This is a genomic window from Plantactinospora sp. BC1 (assembly GCF_003030345.1).
In the GTDB taxonomy this organism is placed as follows: domain Bacteria; phylum Actinomycetota; class Actinomycetes; order Mycobacteriales; family Micromonosporaceae; genus Plantactinospora.
Window position 1 is genome coordinate 8,095,600 of the sequence record NZ_CP028158.1, and the last position, 19,056, is coordinate 8,114,655.

Consider the following 19,056-nt stretch of genomic DNA (forward strand, 5'->3'; position numbering starts at 1 on the left):
ACGATGCTGACACGAACCCGAGGATGGATCTGGCTGCGACAGCGCAGAGTGCGGGACTACCGGTGGGATGGTCGTCGGTGGGTGAGGGTGCCGGGGCCGAAGCGATGACCACGAAGCCGCCACACATCCCTCCGCCCGAGATTCCCGAACTACCCGCCGGAACCTTGCTCCGGCTGCGGTCCGGGGACTGGTACCACATCCACGACCTGCCCTGCACCGCGTATGCGCCATGACGGTGACCAAGGTCCATGCCGGCGTGACCCGGGAGGACGGCGGCCACGTCTGGGTCTGGGTCACCGGCCACGACCATCCGACCTGCTCGTGGTCGTCGGTGGAGCCGCACGCGCCCTGCATCGAGTTGATGGTCCGCCTCGACGTGCTGCGACGACATGCGCGGTGAACCTCCGCCGCAGTCCGATGTCCTGGGGGCCGCGCGGCGTCTCGTCCGGGCACACGAGGGCGGCGGTTGTCCCGCCTGCGGCCCGGACGGCTGCCCGGTGGACGAGTGGGCGGCGGTGGCGCTGTTCGAGGACGCGGTGGCGGCGGAGCCGACGGGACCGAAGACGCTTGACGACGTACGTCGGATCGCGGAGAGGATCCGGAGCGGCATCGATGGGGTGGGTGGGGTCGACAGGGCTGGACCGGAGCCATTTGAATAGGGCGATACACCGGTCCTCCGGTCCGGGGGAGCCCGGCGGACCGGAGAGATCGGCACCTGTAGCTTATTTTCACCCTCTGAACTCTGCTGTAGGTTACCTTCACGCTCCCCGCGTTCACGCAAGTCAGCCGGGTGAGCGGCGGAGCCGGTGACGGAGCAGGAAGAGGAGGGCGCTGGTGGGAACGCCGGAATCGACAGCGTCGTCCGCGACCCCGACGGGCGAGGCGTACCTCCAGGTGCGGGACCTGCGGGTGCGGTTCCGCACCGAGGACGGGGTGGTGCGGGCGGTCGACGGGCTGTCGTTCGCCGTCGAGCGCGGGCGCACCCTCGGCATCGTCGGCGAGTCGGGCTCGGGCAAGAGCGTCACCAGCCTGGCCGTGCTCGGCCTGCACGACCCGAGGCGTACGGAGATCAGCGGCGAGATCCTCGTCGGTGGGCGGGACATCGTGGGGCTGTCCGATGCGGAGTGCCGCAGACTGCGCGGCCGGGACATGGCGATGGTCTTCCAGGATCCGCTCTCCGCACTGCACCCCTACTATCCGGTGGGCCGGCAGATCGCCGAGGCGTACCGGGTGCACCATCCCGGTGCCGGTCGCCAGGCCGCCCGGCGACGTGCGGTTGAGATGCTGGGCCGGGTCGGCATCCCACAGCCGGAGCGCCGGGTCGACGACTACCCGCACGAGTTCTCCGGCGGGATGCGGCAGCGGGTGATGATCGCCATGGCGCTGGTCAACGACCCGGATCTGCTGGTCGCCGACGAGCCGACCACCGCGCTGGACGTCACCGTGCAGGCGCAGATCCTCGATCTGCTCGCCGACCTCCAGTCGGAGTTCAACTCGGCGATCGTGCTGATCACCCACGATCTCGGCGTGGTCAGTCAGGTCGCCGACGACGTACTCGTGATGTACGCCGGCCGGGCCGTCGAGCACGGCAGTGTCGAGCAGGTGCTGCGCCGGCCGCAGCACCCGTACACCTGGGGGTTGCTCTCCAGCGTGCCGTCGTTGCACGGCGACGCGGACGCGGACCTGGTGCCGATCCGGGGCAACCCGCCGAGCCTGATCAACCTGCCGCCCGGCTGCGCGTTCCACCCCCGCTGCCGGTACGCCGACCGCACCGGCGGACGCGCCTCGACGGAGGTCCCCGAGCTGCTGCCGGTGGCCGAGGCCGGTCACCGGGTCGCCTGTCACCTGCCCGAGGCCGACCGGCAGCGCTACTACGCCGACGAGATCGCCCGGGTGGGGGTGGCGCGATGAGAGCGGACCAGCGGATCGAAGCGGCACCGGGGTCTGTCGATCTCTCCACCGAGCCACTGCTGACCGTGACCGGGCTGACCAAGCACTTCCCGGTGCGCTCCGGGTGGCGCCGTCGTGGCCTGGTGCGGGCGGTGGACGGGCTGGACTTCGAGGTCCGGGCGGGGGAGACCCTCGGCCTGGTCGGCGAGTCGGGCTGCGGCAAGACCACCACCGGCCGGCTGCTGGTCCGGCTGCTGGAGCCGACCGCCGGCAAGATCGTCTTCGAGGGGCGGGACATCACGCACGCCTCCCGGGGCGAGCTGCGACCGCTCCGCCAGGACCTCCAGATCATTTTCCAGGACCCGTACGCCTCGCTGAATCCCCGGCACACCGTCGGGCGGATCGTGGCGATGCCGTTGCAGGTCAACGGGATCGCACCGCCCGGCGGGGTGAAGCAGCGCGTCCGTGAGCTGCTCGAACTGGTCGGGTTGAACCCCGAGCACTACAACCGCTATCCGCACGAGTTCTCCGGCGGGCAGCGGCAGCGGATCGGGATCGCCCGCGCGCTGGCCCTGCGGCCGAAGCTCGTCGTCGCCGACGAGCCGGTCTCCGCGCTGGACGTGTCGATCCAGGCGCAGGTGGTCAACCTCCTCCGCGACCTGCAACGGGAACTGGATCTCGCCTTCGTCTTCATCGCACACGACCTCGCCGTGGTCCGGCACTTCTGCCAGCGGATCGCGGTGATGTACCTCGGGAAGATCGTGGAGACCGGGGACCGGGTGGAGATCTACCAGCGGCCACGGCATCCGTACACCCGGGCGCTGCTCTCCGCCGTACCGGACGTGACGAAACTGGGGCCGGCGGGGCGGATCCGGCTCAGCGGGGACGTACCGACGCCGCTGGATCCGCCGTCCGGCTGCCGGTTCCGTACCCGCTGCTGGAAGGCCCGGGAGATCTGCGCGACCGAGGAGCCGGCACTCATCGGGTACCCGGGCGGTGGCGGCGCGGTGGCCTGCCACTTCCCGGAGGAGGGCGAGCTGTCATGAGTGAGGCGAGCTGTCGTGAGTGAGGCGAGCTGTCATGAGTGAGGCGAGCTGTCGTGAGTGAGCAGCAGATCACGGCACAGGTGGGGGCGGTCGCGGCCGGAATCGGCCCGGCGGCGCCGGCTCCGGAGGACGTACCGGACGGCACGCCACCGGAGGGGAGCGTCGCCAAGGCGGTCGAGGCGGCCGAGATCGTCGGCCGGTCGCCGGGGCAGCTCGCCTGGCGGCGGTTGCGCCGGGACAGGGTGGCGCTGGTCAGCGGGGCGGTACTGGTCTTCTTCGTGCTGCTGGCGGCCGCCGCGCCGCTGGTGGCCCGGCTCTACGGCAAGGGTCCGGAGGACCGGTTCCCGGAACGGCTGGACCGCAACGGCTTCCCGCTCGGCTACGCCGGAGTCTCCGGCGAGCACTGGTTCGGCATCCAGCCGGGGATCGGGCGGGACATCTTCATCCAGGTGGTCTACGGGCTGCGTACCTCGTTGATGATCGCCTTTACCGCCGCCGTGCTGACGATCGCGCTCGGCGTGGTGATCGGCATCCTGGCCGGGTACGTCGGCGGCTGGCTCGACGCCATGATCACCTGGATCATCGACCTGGCGCTCGCCTTCCCGTTCTACATCTTCTGCTTCGCGTTCGTGCCGCTCGCGGTGAACCAGTTCTACGGGCCGCGCGACGAGGTGGCGTCCTGGTTCCGGCCGGCGCTACTAGTGTTGATCTTCGTACTCTTCAACTGGACCATCTCCGCCCGGCTGGTCCGCGGTCAGGTGCTCTCGCTGCGCGAGCGGGAGTTCGTCGAGGCGGCCCGGGCCTCCGGGGCGGGGCTGGGGCACATCCTGTTCCGGCAGCTCCTGCCGAACCTCTGGGCGCCGATCCTGGTGACCTTCTCGCTGAACGTGCCGGCCCTGATCACGGCGGAGGCGGCGCTGTCCTTCCTCGGCATCGGGGTGTTGGAACCGACCCCCGACCTCGGCCGGTTGATCAACGACAGCGTGCGCTACATCCGGGACGTACCGAGCTTCACCATCGTGGGCGGGACCACGCTCTTCCTGCTGGTGCTGGCGTTCAACCTCTTCGGCGACTCGCTGCGCGACGCGCTCGACCCGAAGTCGAGCAGGTAGGAGGGGTCGGACGTGCTGCGATTCGTGGTCAAGAAGATCCTGCTGGCGCTGACTACCCTGCTCGCGGTCAGCGTGATCACCTTCGGGATGTTCTTCGCGGTGCCGAACAACCCGGCCGAGCTGATGTGCGGGGACAGCAAGAACGTCTGTAGCCCGGAGCGGATCGAGATGATCGAACGCCGGATGGGGCTCGACCGGTCGATTCCGGTGCAGTACGGCGACTTCATGCGCGGCATCTTCGTCGGTCGTACCATCGGCTCCGGCGAGACCGCCCGGGACTGTCCGGCGCCCTGCCTCGGCTTCTCGTTCCGCAACGACGAGCCGGTGACCGGGATCGTCGGGCGTACCCTGCCGGTGACCCTGAGCATCGTCTTCGGCGCGGCCGTGGTCTGGCTGCTGCTCGGCATCTCGATCGGGATGGTCTCGGCGTTGCGCCGGGGGACCGCCTTCGACCGGCTGGCGGTCGGCACCTCGCTGGTCGGCGCCTCCATGCCGATCCTGCTCTTCGGGCCGCTGCTGCTGATCGGCCTGGTCTACGAGACCGGCCTGCTGGGCTATCCGCGCTACACCCCGTTGACCGAGAATCCGCTGGCCTGGGCGTCGGCGATGATCCTGCCCTGGTTCGCGCTCGGCTTCCTCAATTCCGCGACCTACGCCCGGCTGGCCCGGGCGCAGATGCTGGAGACTCTCTCCGAGGACTTCGTCCGGACCGCGCGGGCCAAGGGACTGAGCAAAATCACCGTGTACGGCCGGCACGCGCTGCGCGCCGCGATCACCCCGATCATCACGATCGCCGGTCTGGACCTCGGCGCCTACCTCGGCGGCACGGTCATCACCGAGACGGTCTTCGGGTTCACCGGGCTCGGCAAGACGGCGCTGAACGCGGCGCTCAACCTGGACATGCCGATCGTGATGGCGACGGTGCTGCTCGCCGCCGTCTTCGTGGTCGCCGCCAACGTCCTGGTCGACGTGCTCTACGCGGTGGTCGACCCCCGGGTCCGGCTCGGATGACCGTCCGGTGGCGGGTGCGGAAACGTTGTCCCATCGTTACTGCTATGAAACTTACCTTCAAGTTCCTTTGAGTGAATATTTCCTTCAACAGATCGATGCCGATCCGACCTGCGGGAACGAGACCAGGAGGACTTCCTATGCGACCCAGGCTCGCGGTGGCCGCGACGAGCGCCGCGCTCGTACTCGCGACCAGTGCGCTGGCCGCCTGCTCGGAGAACACCGGCGAGAACGGTGACTCCGACAACGGCGGCGGCAAGCAGTTCACCAGCTCGATCGCGACCGACCCGAAGGACTCACAGGGGCCGGCGGCCGAGGTGTCCGGGGCGAAGCCCGGCGGCACGCTGAAGCTGATCCAGGAGGAGGACTTCGAGCACCTGGACCCGCAGCGGACCTACACCTTCTTCGGGATGTCGATCCAGCAGATGTTCCTCCGGACGCTGACCGTCTTCAAGGAGGACGGCAACGGCAACGTACTGCTCGTCGGTGACCTCGCCACCGACCCCGGCAAGGACGTCAACAAGGACTGCAAGACCTGGGAGTACACCCTCAAGGAGGGGGTGAAGTTCGAGGACGGTACGCCGATCAGGGCGGCCGACGTGGCGTACGGGATCGCCCGCTCCTTCGAGGAGAGCATCGACGGCGGGCCGACGTACATCCAGGAGTGGCTGGCCGACAACGCGACGTACAACGCGAACTACAAGGGGCCGTACACCTCGGGCATCGACGACGTCCCCGGGCTGGTCGTGCGCGGCGACCGTACGCTGATCTTCAACTTCGCCAAGCCGCACTGCGACCTGCCGTTCGCGCTCTCGCTGCCGACCTCGGTACCGGTGCCGAAGGCCCAGGACACCCGGACCGAGTACGACCGCCGGGTCGTCTCCTCCGGGCCGTACAAGATCAAGGAGTACATCAAGGACACCCGGTTCGTGCTGGAGCGCAACCCGAACTGGGACCCGAAGACCGACCCGCTGCGGCACGCCTACCCGGACGCCATCGAGGTCGAGATCGGCCCGAACGACACCGCCGCGACCGAGCGGGCGCTCGCCAGCCAGGGCGCCGACCAGTTCGCTGTCGCCTGGGACGAGGTCCCGCAGGCGCTGGTCAACCAGGTGCTCGGCGACACCTCGCTCGGTGAGCGGGCGCTGCGCAAGACCGCCCCGTCGGTCTGGTACCTGAGCATCAACAACGAGCGGATCAAGGACGTGAAGATCCGTCAGGCGATCGCGTACGCCATCGACAAGCAGGGCATCCTCGCCACCCAGGGCGGCGACGCCTCCGGCAAGCTGACCCACACCCTGCTGGCCGACACCACCATCGGCCGGACGGCGTACCCGAACCCGTACGACGGCGGGCCGACCGGCAACCCGGAGAAGGCCAAGGAGTTGCTCGGCGGGCAGAAGCCCAAGCTGGTCTTCATGTCCCGGAACAGTGCCTTCGGCCAGCAGACCGCGCCGATCGTGGAGCAGAGCCTGGAGCGGGCCGGCTTCGACGTCACCGTGCAGTACGTCGACCAGCCGACCCACAACCCGACGGCCCGGACCCGGGGCAACCCGTACGACATCTACCTGTCGAACTGGGCGGCGGACTGGCCGAGCGCGGTCTCGACGATCCCGGTGCTCTGGGACGGCCGCAAGCTCGGGCCGCAGGGCAACTCCAACGTGTCGTACTTCAACGCCGACGACGTGAACGCCGAGATCGACCGGGTGAGCAACCTACCGGCCGGCGAGGCGGGACCGGAGTGGGCCAAGCTCGACCAGATGATCATGGAGAAGTACGTCCCGGTCGTGCCGATCTACCAGGACAACAGCTTCCTGGTCACCGGCAGCAAGGTCGGTGGCCTGATCATCTCCGAGCAGTTCGGCACCCCGGTCTTCTACAACGCCCACATCAAGCAGTAGTCCGGGTCCGGGCGGGGCCTCTCCGGTGCATCCGGAGGGGCCCCGGCTCGGCTCAGCGCCAGCCGTACCCGGTGCGCAGCGCCCGGCCGACCAGGTCGAAGCGGGCCCGGTCCAACACCGCGCCCTCCCGCCGGATGCTGTCCTCGCGCATCGTCAGCACCCGGTCGAGCCGGACCCAACTCGGCCGGTTGTCCCGGTCCCACTCGCCGGGGCCGAGGGCGAGCCAGTGCCGCTGACCGTCCCGGTCGCTCTTGCTGGAGAGCATCAACCCGAAGAGGGTCCGGCTGACCCGCCCGACCACCAGCACCGGACGGTCCTTGCCCTGGCGCGGATCGTCCTCGTAGGACACCCAGGTCCAGACGATCTCGCCCGGGTCGGCCTGTCCGTCCAGCTCGGGGGCGTAGACCAGCTCCCGGCGCTGCAACGCGGAGACCTGGCGTCGCCGTGCGAGCTGGGCGGGGACGGGTCCGGCGCTGCGAGCGGGGGCACGCCGGGTCACCCGGCTGACGGTCGCGGTCACGCCCTTCCAGAGATTCGCCACGGCGGAACCCTACCCGTCGCCGTCGCGCCGATCCGGCCCGGCTCGATCGCGCCGATCCGGCCCGGCTCGATCGATCGGAGCCGGACCGGAAGGAACCGGGCGGTACCAGCGCGAGGGCCGGCGGTTCAGCGGGGCGGCGGTGTCCAGCCGGGGTCCCGGCCGGCGAAGCCCAACGCCCGGTCGAACGGCGGCGCGTCCGCCGGCACCGGCACCACCGGCCCGAACAGCCCCTCGCGGCCGGCGGCCTGCTCGGGGCGGGCCGACTCGGCGGTGAACTCCAGCACCGCCTCGGTGCTGGCCGGATCGCAGTGGAACGGCTGGCCGGTCGCCTTGGCCAGATCCCAGCCGTGCAGCACCAGCTCGTCCAGCGCGACCATGCCCATCACCTCGGCCGGCATCGTCACCCCGCCGGCCGTGGTCATCCCGGCCCAGGCCGCCGGCTGCCGCCAGGACTCGACCAGCTCGGTCAGCCTCGCCGGCAGGACGGTGCGCCACTGCGGATCGAGGTTGTCGGGACTGGCCGGCGGTGGCGGCGCGGAGGCGCCGGGGCCGTCCCCGCCGGACTTCCGCGCCGCCCAGGTGAAGGCGAGCGAGAGACCCATCAGGTGGTCCAACAGGGCGGCCACCGAGGTGTCGGTGCTCGGCGTCGGATCGGTCAACTGGTCGTCGGTCACGCCGCCGACCAGGCGGATCACCTCCTGTGCGGCAGGACCCAGGTCGAGCATCCGCGTCTCCCTTCGACGACTGGTGTGCGTGGGCACGTCGGGCTCGACCCGTCGACCGACGGGACGTGCCGCAGCGGCGTGCCGGCGGGTACGTCACGGACCGGCCGAACCGGCCCGCGTCCGACGGGTCGGTTCGAGGTCGGTTCGAGGCCGGACCGAGGCCGGACCGACCGTCCGGGAGACTACCCACCGGCACCGACAGTCCGGGCCGGAAACCGGCCGACGGGTGCGCGGTCAGCCGATCCGGAGCACCAGGTCGCGGAGCCAGACCGACCAGCGTGGACTGTCGTGCACCCGCTCCGGGACGAGGTAGCGCTCGTGGTCCGCCCGGCGGATCACCTCGTCGCGTACCGGCAGCAGCGTGATCTCGACGCTGAACGGGCGTACCGACCGGCCCAGCGACCGTTCGACCTGGCGTACCAGACCGGTGGTGGCCGAGTTACCCGGAGCCGGCCGGGTGAGGGAATCCCCCTGCCGGGCGAGGTGCCAGTCCCGGGCCTCCGGCCAGCGTTCCGCGACCACCCGGCGCAGCGCCGGCCAGGGTGCCAGGCCGAGCGGATCCGGAGTGTCGTCGGCGGGCTCCAGGCCGGCGCGCGGACGGGGACGCCGTCCGGCCGGGTCGACCAGCGAGAGCCACCAGCCGAGCCACTCGGCGCCGGGCACGGTGCCGAGCGGCCGGGTCGGCGCCGGAAGTTCGTCGAGGTCCAGCGGGCCGGGTACCAGCCGGTGCGCCGGCACCTCGATGCACTCGCTCGCCCGGATCCACAGTGCGCAGTCGACCAGATGGTCCCACCTGCGGATGCCGATCCGCCAGGAGAGCGGGCCTCGCGGTTCCACCGGCGTCTCCTCCCCTAGGCCCCCACTGACCAGGGTAATGAGCCGAACGGAGGACATGCGGAGACAAAAGGGTGGATAGCTGGCTAACCGATCGGGCGATGTCGGTCACTGTTCGGGGTCGTACCCCAGGTTGGGGCGGAGCCAGCGCTCGATCTCGGCGACCGGCAGACCCCGCCGGGCCGCGTAGTCCTCGACCTGGTCCCGGCCGAGCCGGCCGACGGTGAAGTACCGCGACGACGGGTGCGCGAAGAGCAGCCCGCTGACGCTGGCGGCCGGCGTCATCGCGTACGACTCGGTCAGGCCCATCCCGAGCGCCTCGGCGTCGAGCAGCTCGAAGAGCCGCCGCTTGAGGCTGTGGTCGGGGCTGGCCGGGTAGCCGAGGGCGGGACGGATGCCCCGGAACCGTTCGGCGTGCAGATCCTCGATCGCCGGGTCGGCGTCCGGCTCGTACCAGTCCCGCCGGGCCTGTAGGTGCAGGTACTCCGCGAACGCCTCGGCGAGCCGGTCGGCCAGCGCCTTGACCATGATCGCCCGGTAGTCGTCGTGTCGCGCCTCGAAGCCGGCGGCCAGCTCCTCCGCACCGTGGATCGCCACCGCGAAGCCGCCGAGGTGGTCACCGGCCGGCGCGACGTAGTCGGCGAGGCAGCGGTTCGGCCGGCCGGCCGGCTTGGCGGTCTGCTGGCGCAGCATCGGGAAACGGGTGTCGGCCTCACCGGTCAGCACGATGTCGTCACCCTCGGCGTGCGCCGGCCAGAAGGCGTACGACCCGACGGCGCGAAGCGAGCCGTCCGCGATGATCTGGTCGAGCATGGTGTTGGCGTCGTCGTAGAGTTCCCGCGCCACCGGCTGGTCGAGGATCGCCGGGAACTTCCCCTTCAGTTCCCAGGCGAGGAAGAGGAACTGCCAGTCGATCATCTCGCGCAGTGCGGTCAGCTCGGGCCGCACGACGCGTACGCCGGTGAAGGCCGGCACCGGCGGCTCCGCGTGGTCGACCTCTTCCCGGTTCTCCCGGGCCTGGTCGAGGGTGAGCAGCGGAACCCGGTCCCGCCCCTCGTGCTGCTCGCGCAGCCGCTGCTGCTCGGCCCGGTTGCGCACGTCCAGTTCGGCGGCCCGCTCCGGGTTCAGCAGGTCGGAGACGACCCCGACCACCCGGGACGCGTCGAGCACGTGCACGGTGCTGCCGTCGTACGCCGGGGCGATCCGGACCGCGGTGTGCTGCCGGGAGGTGGTGGCCCCGCCGATCAGCAGCGGCAGGCTCATCCCGCGCCGCCGCATCTCGGTGGCGACCGCGACCATCTCGTCCAGGGACGGGGTGATCAGCCCGGAGAGCCCGATCGCGTCGGCGCCCTCGGCGATCGCGGTGTCCAGGATCTTCGCGGCCGGCACCATCACGCCGAGGTCGACCACGTCGTAGTTGTTGCAGCCGAGCACCACGCCGACGATGTTCTTGCCGATGTCGTGCACGTCGCCCTTGACCGTCGCCAGCACCACCTTGCCCTGGCCCCGGTTGCTCTCCAGCCGGCCCTCCGCCCGGGCCTGCTCCTTCTCCGCCTCCATGTACGGCTCCAGGTAGGCGACCGAACGCTTCATCACCCGGGCGCTCTTGACCACCTGGGGCAGGAACATCTTGCCGGAGCCGAAGAGGTCGCCGACGACCTTCATGCCGTCCATCAGCGGCCCCTCGATCACGTCGAGCGGGCGGTCGGCCTGCTTGCGCGCCTCCTCGGTGTCGGCCTCGATGAAGTCGACGATCCCGTGCACGAGCGCGTAGGAGAGACGCTCGGCGACCGGCGTCTCCCGCCAGCCGAGGTCGACGGTGCGTCGGGTGCCGGAGCCGCTGACCGTGGAGGCGAAGCTGACCAGCCGGTCGGTGGCGTCCGGACGCCTGTCGAAGAGTACGTCCTCGACGAGTTCCAGCAGGTCGGCGGGGATGTCCTGATAGACGGCGAGCTGACCGGCGTTGACGATCCCCATGTCCAGCCCGGCCCGTACGGCGTGCAGCAGGAAGGCCGAGTGCATCGCCTCGCGTACGACGTCGTTGCCCCGGAACGAGAACGACAGGTTGGAGATGCCGCCGCTGGTCCTCGCCCCCGGGCAGCGCTCCTTGATCAGCGGGAGCGCCTCGATGAACGCCTTCGCGTACCCGTTGTGCTCGCTGATCCCGGTCGCCACGGCGAGCACGTTCGGGTCGAAGACGATGTCGGTGGGTGCGAACCCGGCCCGCTGGGTGAGCAGGTCGTACGCCCGGGCGCAGATCGAGACCTTGCGTTCGGTGGTGTCCGCCTGGCCGAGTTCGTCGAAGGCCATCACCACCACACCGGCGCCGTAGTCCCGGATCCGCCGGGCCTGCTCCAGGAAGGTCTCCTCACCCTCCTTCAGGCTGATCGAGTTGACGATCCCCTTACCCTGTACGCACTTGAGCCCGGCCTCCAGCACGCTCCACCGCGAGCTGTCGATCATGATTGGGATGCGGGCGACCTCGGGCTCGGTGGCGATCAGGTTCAGGAAGGTGGTCATCGCCCGCTCGCTGTCGAGCAGGTCGGCGTCCATGTTCACGTCGAGGATGTTGGCGCCGCCGCGTACCTGCTCCAGCGCCACGTCGACGGCGGCCTGGTAGTCGTCGGCCTCGATCAGCCGGCGGAACCGCGCCGAGCCCGTCACGTTGGTCCGTTCGCCGATCATCACGAAACCGGTGTCGGGGCCGATGGTGAACGGCTCCAGCCCGCTGAACCTGGTGGCGGCCGGCACCGCCGGTACCGGTCGGGGCGCGCGGCCGGCGACCGCCTCGGCGATCCGGGCGATGTGCTCCGGGCCGGTGCCGCAGCAGCCGCCGACGATGTTGACCATGCCGGCGTCGGCGAACTCGCGGAGCAGCCGGCCGGTCTCCTCGGGCTGCTCGTCGTAGCCGCCGAACGCGTTCGGCAGCCCGGCGTTGGGGTGGCAGGCGACGTAGGTGTCGGCGAGCCGGGCCAGGTCGGCGACGTGCGGACGCGCCTCGGTGGCGCCGAGCGCGCAGTTGACCCCGACGACCAGCGGCTCGGCGTGCGCGATCGAACTCCAGAACGCCTCGACGGTCTGCCCGGAGAGGGTCCGGCCGCTCAGGTCGACGATGGTCACCGAGATCCAGAGCGGCAGATCCGGCGCGACCTCCCGGGCGGCGGCGATGGCGGCCTTCGCGTTCAGCGTGTCGAAGATCGTCTCGATCAGCAGGATGTCGACGCCGCCTTCCGCCAGCGCCCGGATCTGCTCCGCGTACGTCTCGCGCACCCGGTCGAAGGTGACGGTCCGGAAGGCCGGGTCGTCCACCCGGGGCGAGAGCGAGAGGGTCACGTTCAGCGGCCCGACCGAGCCGGCGACGAACCGGCCGCCCGCCTCGTCGGCGGCCTGCCGGGCGAGTTGGGCGCCGCGCAGGTTCATCTCCGGGACCAGCGCCTGGAGGCCGTAGTCGGCCTGCGCGATGCTCGTCGCGGTGAAGGTGTTCGTCGAGGTGATGTCCGCGCCGGCCGCCAGGTAACGCCGGTGTACGTCGAGGATCACGTCCGGCCGGGTCAGGTTGAGCAGATCCGGGTTGCCGGTCACGTCCTGCGGGTGGTCGGCCAGCAGGTCGCCCCGGTAGTCGGCCGGAGTGAGCTGGGCACCCTGGAGCATCGTGCCCCAGGCACCGTCCAGCACCACGATCCGCTCGGCGAGCAGCTCGCGTAGCGCCCGGGTGCGGGCCGCCCGCGTCTCGGTGCCGCTCGAAGCCGTACCCATTGGCCACCTCCGTCGTGGAACGGAGGCGCCCTTGGAAAGATCGAATCCTCGGGTCGAGCGTGGCGGGCATCTCTGCCCGTTGCAGCGCCTCTCGACCCGAGGATCGAGAATACCGGAAAGGGCTCGGCGGGACCGAAACCTTCGCGCAGTGTGGGATGGCGCTCAGCACCCGCCCGGGTCTTGACCTGAAGCGCGGTTCAACTCGCAGGCTTGGTCCTTCCGATCGGGAGGAGTCCGGCGTTGACGATCGATCCGAGGGCGCATCTCCGGCTGGCCCGACCGACCCGGGATCCCGCCGCGATCGAACGCTTCTATGTCGCCGGGCTCGGCCTGGAGGTGCTCTACCGGGCCACCGGCGACGCTCCGGGGGAGCACGACCTGGTGATGCTGGGCTGGCCCGGGGCGGGGTGGCACCTGGAGATCGTCAGCGGCCCGCACCTCGCCGCCGAGCCGGCGCCGAGCACCGAGGACCTGCTGGTGCTCTATCTCTCCGGACCGCTCGACGAGGCCCTGCTCGCCCGTCTCGCCTCGGCCGGCGGCCGCCGCGTCTCCCAGGGCCCGTACTGGGACCGCTGGGCCGTCACCTTCGCCGACCCCGACGGCTACCGCCTCGTACTCTGCGTCCGCTCCTGGGGGGCGGGGGTCACCTCCGGGACGTCTCGGGTCGGGCGGGCCACCACCTTCCTCTGAGACAGCGTCACGGCTCGGTGGTGGTGATCAGGCGGGCGGCGCGGGCGTTCAGGTAGCGCTGCTGGGGCAGGGCGGTGGCGCGGCGGGCGGCGGTGGCGTACGCCACCCGGGCCGCGGGACGGTCTCCGGCCAACTCCAGCAGGTGTGCCCGGACCGCGTGCAGGCGGTGGTCGTCGGCGATCCGGTCGTCGGTGGCGAGCCGCTCCAGCAGGTGCAGTCCGGCGCGCGGGCCGGACGCCATCGCCACCGCCACCGCGTGGTTGAGCGCCACCACCGGATTGGCGGCGATCCGCAGCAGCACCTCGTAGAGCGCGACGATCTGCGGCCAGTCGGTCGCCTCGGCGCTCGGCGCCTCGTCGTGCAGGGCCGCGATCGCCGCCTGCACCTGATATTGCCCGGTCGGTCCCCTCGGCAGGGCCGCGCTGACCAGGGCCACCCCCTCGGCGATCTGCCCGGCGTCCCAGCGGCTCCGGTCCTGCTCGGCCATCGGGACCAGCGCGCCGTCCGGCCCGGTACGCGCCGGGCGGCGGGCGTCGGTGAGCAGCATCAGCGCCAGCAGTCCGGTCACCTCGGCGTCGTCCGGCAGCAGCCGGTGCAGCATCCGGGCCAGCCGGATCGCCTCGGCGCAGAGTTCCGTGCGGTAGAGGGCCGGGCCGGTGGTGCTGGCGTACCCCTCGTTGAAGATCAGGTAGAGCACGTGCAGTACCGCGGCGAGCCGCCCGGCGCGCTCGGCGGGCGGCGGCATCCGGAACGGGACGCCGCTCTCCCTGATCCGCTGCTTGGCCCGGCTGATCCGCCGGGTCATGGTGGCCTCCGGCACCAGGAAGGCCCGGGCGATCTCCGTACTGCCGAGGCCGCCGACCGCCCGCAGGGTCAGCGCGATCTGCGAGGCCGGCGAGAGCGCCGGATGGCAGCAGAGGAAGAGGAGTACCAGCGTGTCGTCGGAGTCCGGCGGCGCCCGGTCGGCGGCCGGCGCCAGCCACTGGTCGGGCAGCGCCCAGCGGGCGACGGCGTCCTCCCGGCGCCGCCGCGCCTGCTCGGCCCGGAGCAGGTCGGTGAGCCGACGGGAGGCGACGGTGATCAGCCAGGCCCGGGGGTTCTCCGGAAGCCCCTCGGCCGGCCACCGGGTGGCGGCGGCGAGCAGGGCCTCCTGCACCGCGTCCTCGGCGGTGTCGAAGTGCCCGTACCGGCGGACGAGCGCGCCGAGGACCTGCGGCGCCAGGTGACGCAGCAGGTCCTCGACGTCCTTCTCCGGCACGCTGGCGACGCCCTGTCGATCCCGGTGCCCTACGGTCCCCGGCGTCCTACAGGTCCTCGATGCCCTCGGCGATCGGCCGGATGTCGACGTACCAGTCGGTGGTCAGGGTCGCGTTCTCCGGATGCGGGGTCCGGGCCAGCTTCGCCGCGATCTCGGTCGCCCGGTCGAAGCTGTCGCACTCCACGATCGTGTAGCCGGCCAGCACCTCCTGGGTCTCCGGGTACGGTCCGTCGGTCACCACCGGCACGCCGTCGGAGAGCTGGATCCGTCGGGCGTGCACCGGCGCGGTCAGCCCCCGGGCGTCGACGAACTCGCCCGACTCCACCAGGTCGTCGTTCCAGGCCGCCATGAACTCGTGCAGCGCCGCCATCTCCTCCGGCGACCAGGCCGGCGAGTCGTCGCCGCCCTTGCCGGCCATCGCGTCGTAGTCGCGCTGGGACCCGCTCATCATGATCATGTATTTCACGGTGACTCCCTCTCCGGTCGGCACCGCCTCCGGTGCCGCTCGCTGGAGACGTCGAGGCCGGCGGACGCTTCCGGACATCCATCCGCCCCAGCATGCCGCAGAACGGGATGCTCCTATGGAAGTCAAGGGGTGTTGAGGGCGGTGAAGTCGGCGAGGAGGGCGGTGTGGACCTCGCGGACGATGTAGCGCTTGAGGCAGCGCATGATCTCTTTCTTGCTGAGTCCTTGTTTGGCCGCTTCTACGGCAACCTCACCCAATCCCAAATCGCCGAACAAATCGGCGTCTCCCAAATGCACATCAGCCGCCTCCTCACCCGCGCCCTCACCAAACTCCGCGGCCAACTCGCCGACACGTACTGAGAAGTAAGCGCAGGCACACCTCCGCCCTACCCGACGGCCCGAGCGAGCGACCGCGCCGGCCACCGGGTAGGGCGGAGGCGTCTGTTCAGTCGAACTCGGCGGCGGAGTACTCCCGAGGCTCGACCAGTACCATCCAGTTGCCCGAGTTGTCCCGAGCGACCGCCTCGACGCCGTACGGGCGCTCCTCCGGGGTGTGGATGAACTCGACACCCCTGGCCCGAAGCTCGTCGTACGTCCTGCGGCAGTCGTCCACGTGCAGGCCGAGCCCGAACATCCCACCGGAGTCCATCTCCCGGTTGATCGCGCTCACCATCTCCGGCGAGTACGGCGGACCCGGCAGGGTCAGGTGCACCTGTAGCTCAGGCTGCTTGGGGTGTTTGACGGTGCACCAGCGGTAGGAGCCGTCCGCGAGGGTGATGTCGGTGTGCTCCTCGAAGCCGAGCACGTCGAGGTAGAACGCCTTCGACGCGTCGATATCCTTCACGAACACGCTGGCGATCGAGATGTTAGTGATCATGCGACCAGGCTAGGAGGGGTCGGCGGACCCCGGCTTCTCCCCGGTTGCGGAGCCGCGCCGCTCGGCGAGTCCCCACATGAACACGAAGCAGCCGGGGATCCGGGGAGCACCGCTCGCGGCCCAGCGGCGCTGGAACTCGCTCGGCGTCTCGCCGACCAGCTCCCGGAACCGGCTGCTGAACGAGCCCAGGCTGGTGAACCCGACCGCGTGGCAGACCTCGGTGACGGTGAGGTTGGTGGCCCGGAGCAGATCCTGGGCCCGCTCCACCCGCCGTCGGCTCAGGTGCACCGCCGGGGAGACCCCGTACGTCGCCGTGAAGAGGCGCTGGAAGTGGTATTTGCTGATCCCGGCCACCGCCGCGAGGGTGCCGAGGTCCAGCGGCTCGGCGTAGTGCAGGTCCGCGTAGTCGCGCGCCCGGCGCAGATGCACCAGCAGGTCTCCGGGGGCCCGGCGCGGCGGCACGCTCACGGCGGCCCAGTCTAGGGCATCGAGTCACCGATCGAGACGAACAGCAGGAGAATCGACCCCCGCGCGTCGAATGGGCACGGTGTCCATTGCGCCCCCGGTCGAGACGCTCTTTCTTTGCTCTCTCGATTTACCGATTCCAGTCACCGATCGCTGTCCCGCGTCATTGTCGACGGATCGCGCAGTCTCGACGAATCCGCAGCTCGTCAGCGGTATGTGCACGGTTTTCCCCCACCATTTTGTGGCCTGGGTCACAGCAATTCGAAAAGGCGTTTTTCCTCGACGGAACCCCGGGTACGGCCTGCCGCTAACGACGAAATGACGACGACCGAATGGCCGGCGTGCCATTGGTACACCGAAGGGGATGACGAGAATGAACAGAGCGACACAGATCGCCTTGGGGGCCGGCGTCGGCTATCTGGTCGGGCGGCACCGGAAGCTGGGTCTGGTCGCGGTGCTGGGCGGCGCGGTGGTGGCCGGACGGCTCAGCGGCGATCGCGGGCTGCTGCACCGCGGGGCGAAACTGCTCGGCGGCTCCTCCGAGCTGGGCCGGATCGCCGAGCTGGGCGCCCCGCTGGTGGCGGCGACCCGAGCCGCGGCGACCAGCGCGGTCACCCGACGCATCGACTCGGTCAGCGCCGGGCTGCGCGAGCGCACCCATCCGGAGCGGGCAACCGGCCAGGGACGACCGGACGAGGCGGACCAGGCGGACGGGGTGAACCAGGCCGACGAAGCGGACCAGGCCGACGAAGTGGCGAAGCCGGTCAAGCGGTCCCGCCGGAAGCTGTCGGACATCCGGCCGACGGCCCGCCGGGGTCCCCGGAGTCGCCGGCCGGCGGACGACGAGGACGACGACCTCGACGAGTTCGGGGAGGACGAGTTCGCCGACGACGAGTTCGCCGGCAACGAGTTCGCCGACGAAGGCCCGGAGCCCGGTGCCGACCTCCGGGACGACGGCATCGACGGTCCCGACGCCGATGAGGACGAATCCGACGACGACGTCGACGATCGCGACGCAGACGACCGACACCTGGACGACCGCGACGCGGACGACGACATGGACGACGACCGCGACGCAGACGACCGGGCTTCGGAGCGGGCCTCGGCCGGGCGGGCAAGCACCCGGAGGCGTCCCACGGCAACGTCCGGGCAGCAGCAGCCGGCCCGGCGGCGAGCCTCGACCGACGCCGCCCCGGTGCGCCGGAGGACCCGATGAGCCCGGCTGACAGTGCGGCGAAGGCTCGTCCCACCGGCGGCCGGGCGGCCCGCTCGACCGAATCGGCTGAGTCGACGGCCTCGAAGGACTCGACGGGATCGACGGGATCGACGCCCTCGGCAGGACTGACCGAGGCGCTCCGGGGTCTGGCCGGCGCCGCTGGTGAACGCGTCGTCACGGCCGCGACCGGTCGGATCGGTGGTACCACCGAGCGGCTCGTCCGGTACGCCGAGCGCAGTGGGCCGACCGGGGCGGCCGCGAAGGCCGGCGCCGGACGGCTGGCCGAAGGTGCCTCCCCGGTGAAGGCGGGACTGGCCGCCGGAGTGGCCGCCGTCAAGGAGCGGGTACGGACCGCGCTGAGCCGGGGCGGCGGCGGGGCGAAGGAGAAGCTCAAGGTGACCAACATCGTCGAGTCGATCGAGGTCGGCGTGCCCCGGCGGGTGGCGTACGACCAGTGGACCCGGTTCGAGGACTTTCCCCGGTTCATGAAGAAGGTCGAGCATGTCGAACGGACCTCGCCCGAGGAGCTGACCTGGAAGGCGCAGATCTTCTGGTCGCACCGCAGTTGGCGCTCCACCACCGTCGAGCAGGTCCCGGACGAGCGGATCGTGTGGCGGTCCACCGGCGACAAGGGCTCGGTCGACGGGACGGTGACCTTCCACGAGGTCACCCCCGACCTGACCCGGATCCTGCTGGTGCTCGAGTACCACCCGCAGGGGCTCTTCGAGCGGACCGGCAATCTCTGGCGGGCCCAGGGCCGTCGGGTACGCCTCGAACTCAAGCACTTCGTCCGGCACGTGATGACCGAGACGATCCTGCATCAGGACGAGGTGGAGGGCTGGCGCGGCGAGATCCGCGACGGGCAGGTCGTCCGCGACGGCGACCCGGCCGAACCGTCGAACGACGACGACGCCCCGCGCCGCCGTGGCGCGACGCGGCCATCCCGAGCCGACGGCCGGCCCGGAGCCGACAGCCCGTCCGGAGCCGACAGCCCGTCCAGAGCCGACAGCCCGTCCGGAGCCGCCAACCCGTCCGGAGCCGACAGCCCGTCCAGAGCCGACAGCCCGTCCGGAGCCGACAGCCGGGGTGCAGCCAGCAACCGATCCCGGACCAGCCGCGAGGGCCGAGCGAGCGGCCGGGGTGAGGGCGAGCGCACCGGGCGTGGTACCGGCGCCGGAGGCAGCAGTGGTGGCCGCAGCACGGAGCGGGCCGGGGGCGAGGCCGAACAGGCCGGCCGGAGCAGCCGTGGAGGACGAGGGCGATGACGGACAT

At 70.9% G+C, this 19,056-nt stretch carries 17 protein-coding genes, 1 pseudogene and 1 riboswitch; of the genes and pseudogenes, 10 read left to right on the top strand and 8 right to left on the bottom strand.

All coding sequences use genetic code 11. The features are described 5' to 3' along the window. Window positions 1-229 precede the first annotated feature (229 nt). The 6 genes from C6361_RS37370 to C6361_RS35595 all read left to right on the top strand — a co-directional run bounded on the left by C6361_RS37370 (window position 230) and on the right by C6361_RS35595 (window position 6,957). Complete coding sequence (locus C6361_RS37370; protein WP_234359200.1) at window positions 230-400, top strand: hypothetical protein; 171 nt, start codon at window positions 230-232, stop codon at window positions 398-400. A 434-nt stretch (window positions 401-834) separates the two neighbouring features. Further along, window positions 835-1,911 carry an ABC transporter ATP-binding protein gene (locus C6361_RS35575; RefSeq protein ID WP_199853165.1) on the top strand — a complete coding sequence of 359 codons (1,077 nt, stop codon included), beginning with the start codon at window positions 835-837 and terminating at the stop codon, window positions 1,909-1,911. After that, window positions 1,908-2,936, top strand: coding sequence for an ABC transporter ATP-binding protein (locus C6361_RS35580; RefSeq protein ID WP_107270508.1), 1,029 nt, complete (start codon window positions 1,908-1,910; stop codon window positions 2,934-2,936). The genes C6361_RS35575 and C6361_RS35580 overlap by 4 nt, the downstream gene beginning before the upstream one ends. Window positions 2,937-2,989: 53 nt before the next feature. After that, window positions 2,990-4,048 (top strand): ABC transporter permease, encoded by a 1,059-nt coding sequence (locus C6361_RS35585; protein ID WP_234359201.1) that lies wholly within the window; start codon window positions 2,990-2,992, stop codon window positions 4,046-4,048. A 12-nt stretch (window positions 4,049-4,060) separates the two neighbouring features. Further along, a complete protein-coding gene (locus C6361_RS35590; protein WP_107270509.1) occupies window positions 4,061-5,059 on the top strand; it encodes an ABC transporter permease in 999 nt (332 codons plus the stop codon). A gap of 137 nt (window positions 5,060-5,196) precedes the next feature. After that, the gene (locus C6361_RS35595) at window positions 5,197-6,957 is read left to right on the top strand and encodes an ABC transporter substrate-binding protein (protein WP_107270510.1); all 1,761 of its coding nucleotides are present in this window, start codon (window positions 5,197-5,199) and stop codon (window positions 6,955-6,957) included. Between the two features lie 52 nt (window positions 6,958-7,009). Here the strand turns inward: C6361_RS35595 and C6361_RS35600 are convergent, their stop codons facing one another. The 4 genes from C6361_RS35600 to metH form a co-directional block, all read right to left on the bottom strand. Further along, entirely contained in the window at window positions 7,010-7,498 is a 489-nt protein-coding gene (locus tag C6361_RS35600; RefSeq protein WP_107270511.1) for a type II toxin-antitoxin system PemK/MazF family toxin, read from the bottom strand. Window positions 7,499-7,623: 125 nt separating this feature from the next. Next, on the bottom strand, window positions 7,624-8,223 hold the full coding sequence (locus C6361_RS35605) for a TIGR03086 family metal-binding protein (RefSeq protein WP_107270512.1): 600 nt from the start codon (window positions 8,221-8,223) through the stop codon (window positions 7,624-7,626). Between the two features lie 234 nt (window positions 8,224-8,457). Continuing rightward, window positions 8,458-9,060 (bottom strand): hypothetical protein, encoded by a 603-nt coding sequence (locus C6361_RS35610; protein ID WP_107270513.1) that lies wholly within the window; start codon window positions 9,058-9,060, stop codon window positions 8,458-8,460. A 105-nt stretch (window positions 9,061-9,165) separates the two neighbouring features. Further along, the gene (gene metH / locus C6361_RS35615; RefSeq protein WP_107270514.1) at window positions 9,166-12,813 is read right to left on the bottom strand and encodes a methionine synthase; all 3,648 of its coding nucleotides are present in this window, start codon (window positions 12,811-12,813) and stop codon (window positions 9,166-9,168) included. A 16-nt stretch (window positions 12,814-12,829) separates the two neighbouring features. Next, window positions 12,830-12,912, bottom strand: a riboswitch (S-adenosyl-L-homocysteine riboswitch). 147 nt (window positions 12,913-13,059) lie between these two features. Between metH and C6361_RS35620 the strand changes: the two genes are divergently transcribed. Next, a complete protein-coding gene (locus C6361_RS35620) occupies window positions 13,060-13,503 on the top strand; it encodes a VOC family protein (protein ID WP_199853610.1) in 444 nt (147 codons plus the stop codon). A gap of 7 nt (window positions 13,504-13,510) precedes the next feature. Here the strand turns inward: C6361_RS35620 and C6361_RS35625 are convergent, their stop codons facing one another. Together C6361_RS35625 and C6361_RS35630 are read right to left on the bottom strand one after the other, a co-directional pair. Further along, the gene (locus tag C6361_RS35625) at window positions 13,511-14,761 is read right to left on the bottom strand and encodes an RNA polymerase sigma factor (RefSeq protein ID WP_107270516.1); all 1,251 of its coding nucleotides are present in this window, start codon (window positions 14,759-14,761) and stop codon (window positions 13,511-13,513) included. Window positions 14,762-14,807: 46 nt separating this feature from the next. Beyond that, window positions 14,808-15,218, bottom strand: coding sequence for a YciI family protein (locus tag C6361_RS35630; protein ID WP_234359705.1), 411 nt, complete (start codon window positions 15,216-15,218; stop codon window positions 14,808-14,810). A 242-nt stretch (window positions 15,219-15,460) separates the two neighbouring features. On the opposite strand from C6361_RS35630, the pseudogene C6361_RS35635 reads away from it, so the two are divergent. Continuing rightward, window positions 15,461-15,586: pseudogene (locus C6361_RS35635) on the top strand (sigma factor-like helix-turn-helix DNA-binding protein); the annotation flags it as partial. Window positions 15,587-15,671: 85 nt separating this feature from the next. Here the strand turns inward: C6361_RS35635 and C6361_RS35640 are convergent. Continuing rightward, a complete protein-coding gene (locus C6361_RS35640; protein ID WP_107262943.1) occupies window positions 15,672-16,103 on the bottom strand; it encodes a VOC family protein in 432 nt (143 codons plus the stop codon). A 9-nt stretch (window positions 16,104-16,112) separates the two neighbouring features. Beyond that, a complete protein-coding gene (locus C6361_RS35645) occupies window positions 16,113-16,571 on the bottom strand; it encodes a helix-turn-helix domain-containing protein (protein WP_234359202.1) in 459 nt (152 codons plus the stop codon). Between the two features lie 370 nt (window positions 16,572-16,941). Between C6361_RS35645 and C6361_RS35650 the strand changes: the two genes are divergently transcribed. Both C6361_RS35650 and C6361_RS35655 read left to right on the top strand, forming a co-directional pair. Next, a complete protein-coding gene (locus C6361_RS35650) occupies window positions 16,942-17,784 on the top strand; it encodes a hypothetical protein (protein ID WP_107270518.1) in 843 nt (280 codons plus the stop codon). After that, entirely contained in the window at window positions 17,781-19,049 is a 1,269-nt protein-coding gene (locus tag C6361_RS35655; RefSeq protein ID WP_107270519.1) for an SRPBCC family protein, read from the top strand. Before C6361_RS35650 ends, C6361_RS35655 begins: the two co-directional genes overlap by 4 nt. Window positions 19,050-19,056: the final 7 nt, after the last annotated feature.

Bases quoted from the DNA above. Each gene is read 5' to 3' on its own strand.
- C6361_RS35595 (WP_107270510.1), top strand. From the start codon at position 5,197: ATGCGACCCAGGCTCGCGGTGGCCGCGACGAGCGCCGCGCTCGTACTC.
- C6361_RS35630 (WP_234359705.1), bottom strand. From the start codon at position 15,218: ATGATCATGATGAGCGGGTCCCAGCGCGACTACGACGCGATGGCCGGC.
- C6361_RS37370 (WP_234359200.1), top strand. From the start codon at position 230: ATGACGGTGACCAAGGTCCATGCCGGCGTGACCCGGGAGGACGGCGGC.
- C6361_RS35580 (WP_107270508.1), top strand. From the start codon at position 1,908: ATGAGAGCGGACCAGCGGATCGAAGCGGCACCGGGGTCTGTCGATCTC.
- C6361_RS35640 (WP_107262943.1), bottom strand. From the start codon at position 16,103: ATGATCACTAACATCTCGATCGCCAGCGTGTTCGTGAAGGATATCGAC.
- C6361_RS35650 (WP_107270518.1), top strand. From the start codon at position 16,942: ATGAACAGAGCGACACAGATCGCCTTGGGGGCCGGCGTCGGCTATCTG.
- C6361_RS35605 (WP_107270512.1), bottom strand. From the start codon at position 8,223: ATGCTCGACCTGGGTCCTGCCGCACAGGAGGTGATCCGCCTGGTCGGC.
- metH (WP_107270514.1), bottom strand. From the start codon at position 12,813: ATGGGTACGGCTTCGAGCGGCACCGAGACGCGGGCGGCCCGCACCCGG.
- C6361_RS35655 (WP_107270519.1), top strand. From the start codon at position 17,781: ATGAGCCCGGCTGACAGTGCGGCGAAGGCTCGTCCCACCGGCGGCCGG.